3 protein-coding genes and 1 pseudogene are annotated in these 4552 nt (G+C 41.2%); 3 read left to right on the top strand and 1 reads right to left on the bottom strand.

Features of this window, described 5'->3' with window-relative positions; genetic code table 11:
- A pseudogene (locus tag B4237_RS12310) lies at positions 1 to 958 on the bottom strand (sensor histidine kinase efflux regulator BaeS); the annotation flags it as partial.
- 131 nt (positions 959 to 1089) lie between these two features.
- Between B4237_RS12310 and B4237_RS12305 the strand changes: the two are divergent.
- The 3 genes from B4237_RS12305 to B4237_RS12295 all read left to right on the top strand — a co-directional run.
- On the top strand, positions 1090 to 1464 hold the full coding sequence (locus tag B4237_RS12305) for a hypothetical protein (protein WP_004877287.1): 375 nt from the start codon (positions 1090 to 1092) through the stop codon (positions 1462 to 1464).
- A gap of 288 nt (positions 1465 to 1752) precedes the next feature.
- The gene (locus B4237_RS12300; protein WP_004877288.1) at positions 1753 to 3555 is read left to right on the top strand and encodes an acyl-CoA dehydrogenase C-terminal domain-containing protein; all 1803 of its coding nucleotides are present in this window, start codon (positions 1753 to 1755) and stop codon (positions 3553 to 3555) included.
- Between the two features lie 160 nt (positions 3556 to 3715).
- Positions 3716 to 4552 (top strand): acyl-CoA dehydrogenase family protein (locus B4237_RS12295; protein WP_286943332.1); only part of this gene is annotated, 837 nt, incomplete at its 3' end.

Raw genomic sequence — 4552 nt, 5'->3', positions numbered from 1 at the left:
ATAAATCACCTAACTCATCATTTCGTTTAATCACAACTTGATGTTGATAGTTACCTCGAGTTAATTCCAAAGTTGCTTTGAGGAGACGCTGAATTGGCTTTTTGAAATAAGTTGCCATCAGCAAAGCTGCAACCAAACTTGAAAGTACAGTTAAGGCATACACAAGCAATAAATAGCGCTTTTGATTACTAAAGAAATTAATACTGGATGCATCTTCCTGATCAAGCACAGGCTTCAAGCCTAAGTAGCCCACAATTTCTTGACCAACCATAATAGGTCGATAAGAAATTTGATCGGTTGTAGGCTCCCCCACGATAAACTGATGTCTATTATCATATAAAGAAAGACGTGAGCTTAAGCCCAATCGATCAGGAATAGCGACAAACTGCTTTTTCCCGTGTTCATTATTCTGATTGAGTTGATTCGTTTGTTTGTTATTCTCTTTTGTATCTTTCTTTAAACGAAATTGGCTCTGACTTAAAGGAAAGCGCAAGCCTTCAAAAGGTTGATATTCCGAAGGCAAATTTTGCTTGAGAATTCTGAGTTCTTCTTCATTAAAAATCTGACGGCTTTTTATTTCTGTACTGTTTTGCGCTAATGTTGGAGATAAGCTGAGTAAGGTATGATCATTAAAATAACGTTGTTGTAATGCAATATCATACTGTCGACGTAACCACCACTGAGACAAGCGATCGTAGTCATCTGCCGCCGCAGTTCCTTCAATTTGTAAAATCTGTGCCTGAATTGCGTTGCCCCAGTCATGATAAACAGAGTAAACATTGCCTAAATTGGCGATTAAACGGTCTAACTTCTGCATTTCCACATCTGCAACATAACGAGCAAAGTTCTTTTGCATCGTCCAATGCAAGATACCTAAGCTAATCGTTGCGATCAGCAAAGTTGTCAGCAGTACCGTTAAAAATAAGCGTAGGGCGATAGGGACACGACGAACATTCAAAAGCGGAGTCTCAATATTGTTCTATTTATGGATTGTAACCAACATGGTCGAAAAAAACTCTCCATTGTTTCTTCATCTTTATTATCTAATCTTTAACCATCGAATCACAACTGATCACGCTGGATAAAACAATGAATAAGACAAAACTTGTATTAATGACCACTCTACTCGGTTCTGCTCTAGGTTTAGCTGCTTGTCAATCGACAACACAAGCAGAACAGTCAATGAATCGCGATCATCACCGCCATAATATGCAACGTGCACCGCTTACACCAGAGCAACGTGCTGAGTGGCAAGAAAAACGTGAACAACGATTAGAGCAACGCGAACAAATGCGTCAAGAACATCAAGCCCAACGCGCACAGATCGAAAAGGCTTGTCAGGGTAAACGCATTGGTGAACGTGTGAATGTTCAGTGGAATAATCGTGTAATCGAAGGTACATGTGAAGTTCATTTTACGCCAGATAAATCGCAATTTAAACGTCAGCCAAACGCTACAACTTAATATTCCTCTTCCTCACAGGCGCTTTTTAGCGCCTTTTTTTATTTACACAGCTGCTTACGATTTTCAACAAGCTGTTTAAGTAAATTCGAAAAAAAACACCTACAATCTAGGAGCTTAAACAGGTTAAATCACAAACTTTGACTTCGCAGTCACTAAGAAATGACCTGCAAAAGCTTGTACCGAACTATAACTTGTTGCACGATTAGCGGTACAAAATGGTGCCAATTGGGCACATTTATCATTGACTAAGATTTTAACTCTGGTTTCACCAGTATTGAGGAACCCGCTATGCCACAATACAAAGCACCCTTACGTGATATGCAGTTCGTATTGCACGAATTATTAAATGCTGAAGCACATTACGCAAAACTTCCTGCATTTCAAGGCACCGTAAGCCGTGAATTGGTTGATCAATATTTAGAAGCAGCGGCAGATTTCTGTGAGAATGAACTTTCTCCTTTAAACCAAGTGGGCGACCGTGAAGGTTGTACTTGGAATGACGGTGTTGTAACTACGCCTACAGGTTTCAAAGAAGCGTATCAAAAATATATCGAACTAGGCTTCCCTTCTCTTTCTGCTGATGAAGAGTTTGGCGGTCAAGCATTACCGAACTCTTTAGGGATCACGATCTCTGAAATGGTTGGTACTGCGAACTGGTCATGGGGTATGTACCCTGGTCTTTCTCACGGTGCTGTTCGTACCCTTGAACATCACGGTTCTGATGAGCAAAAAGCAACTTATCTTCCAAACCTTGTTTCAGGTGTTTGGACAGGTACGATGTGTTTAACAGAGTCTCACGCTGGTTCTGACCTTGGTATTATCCGTACTAAAGCTGAACCAAATGCTGATGGTAGTTATGCAATCTCTGGCGAGAAAATCTTTATCTCTGCTGGTGAACATGACATGGCTGACAATATCATCCATATCGTTCTTGCACGTTTACCAGGTGCACCTAAAGGCACTAAAGGTATTTCTCTTTTCATCGTACCTAAGTTCCATGTCAATGCTGACGGTTCTGTTGGCGAGCGCAACTCAGTACGTTGTGGTTCTATCGAACACAAAATGGGTATCCACGGTAACGCAACTTGCGTGATCAACTTTGATCAAGCAAAAGGTTACTTAATTGGACCTGAAAACCGTGGCTTAAACTGCATGTTCACATTCATGAACACTGCACGTATTGGTACGGCTGTACAAGGTCTTGCAGCATCTGAAGGTTCTTTCCAAGGCGCGTTAGCGTATGCAAAAGACCGTTTAGCGATGCGTTCACTTTCTGGTCCTAAAGCACCTGAAAAAGAAGCAGATCCAATTATTGTTCACCCAGCTGTTCGCAACATGCTTTTAACTCAAAAGTCATTTGCTGAAGGTGGTCGTGCACTGGTTTACTTACTTGCTCAATATGCAGATATCGTTGAAAAAGGCGAAACTGAAGAAGAGCGTAAGTTTGCAGACAACATCTTGTCATTGTTAACACCAATTGCTAAAGCATTCTTAACTGAAACTGGTTCTGAATCTGCAAAACATGGTGTTCAAGTATTTGGTGGTCACGGCTTCATTTCTGAACATGGTATGGAGCAAATCGTACGTGATACACGTATTGCTTGCTTATACGAAGGTACAACTGAAATCCAAGCACTTGACTTGTTAGGTCGTAAAGTATTGCAAACTCAAGGTGCGATGCTGAAAGACTTTACCAAGATCATTCATAAATTTGTTGAAGCAAACAAAGACAATGCAGCTATGCAAGAGTTCATCGCGCCATTGGCTGCCGCAAACAAAGAATGGGGCGACATCACGATGCAAATCGGTATGCGTGCAATGCAAAACCCTGATGAAGTTGGTGCAGCTGCGGTTGACTACTTATACTTCGCTGGTTATGTAACGCTTGCTTACCTATGGGCTCGTATGGCACTTGTTGCTCAAGAAAAATTAGCTGAAGGTTCAACTGAAGTTGACTTCTACAATGCGAAAATCACAACAGCTCGCTTCTACTTCAAGAAGATCTTGCCACGTGTTCGCTCTCACGTAGATGTACTTTCAACTGGCGTAGCGCCATTGTTTGAACTTGATGCGGAACACTTCGCTTTCTAAACATAGTTTAGAATGAGATGCAACGTTCATCACAGAAAAAGGACTGGTCAGTTTTGACCGTCCTTTTTTTGTTTAATCAATGCTAAATTTACACTATTCATTTATTTGTTCGTTTTATTTGATCACTTTGCACATGACATGTGCGTAGAAGGGAACGATTATGCCAATTTACAATGCTCCTTTAGCAGACATGAAATTCATCTTAAATGATGTATTTAAAGCAGAACAATTTTGGCAGTCTAATGAGAAACTTGCTCATGTAGATGCTGCAACTGCTGAAGCTATTTTAGAAGAAATGGCGAAATTCGCTCAAAACGTGACGCACCCGTTAAACCGTACGGGTGATGAAGAAGGCGCACGTTGGGAAAATGGTGAAGTATTCACTCCTGCTGGTTTCAAAGAAGCTTTCCGTCAATATGCTGAAGGCGGCTGGATCGGCTTAGGTGCTGATGCAGAATGGGGCGGTCAAGAAATGCCAAAAATGCTGACGGTACTTTCTGACGAAATGTTATTCGCGACAAACCCATCATTCATGCTCTACCCGCTTCTTTCAGTTGGTGCTGGTATGGCTTTAAATAGCTATGCATCACAAGAGCAAAAAGAAACTTATTTACCTAAAATCTACTCTGGCGAATGGTCAGGTACAATGTGCTTAACAGAACCTCATGCGGGTACTGATCTAGGTATTATTAAAACTAAAGCTGAACGCAACGAAGATGGTACTTATAACATCACTGGTACTAAAATCTTCATCACTGGTGGTGACAACGATTTAGCTGAAAATATCATTCATCTCGTATTGGCAAAAACACCTGATGCACCTGCGGGTTCTCGTGGTATTTCTTTATTCATCGTACCGAAGTACCTTGTAAATGAAGATGGCTCTTTAGGTGAGCGCAATCCTGTTGGCCCTGGTTCAATTGAACACAAAATGGGGATCAAAGCATCTGCAACTTGCGTAATGAACTTTGACGGTGCAAAAGGCTACCTCGTTGGT

This window comes from Acinetobacter sp. UBA6526 (genome assembly GCF_002434875.1).
Classification (GTDB): Bacteria; Pseudomonadota; Gammaproteobacteria; order Pseudomonadales; family Moraxellaceae; genus Acinetobacter; species Acinetobacter venetianus.
This window is presented reverse-complemented; position numbering and strand designations above follow the sequence as displayed.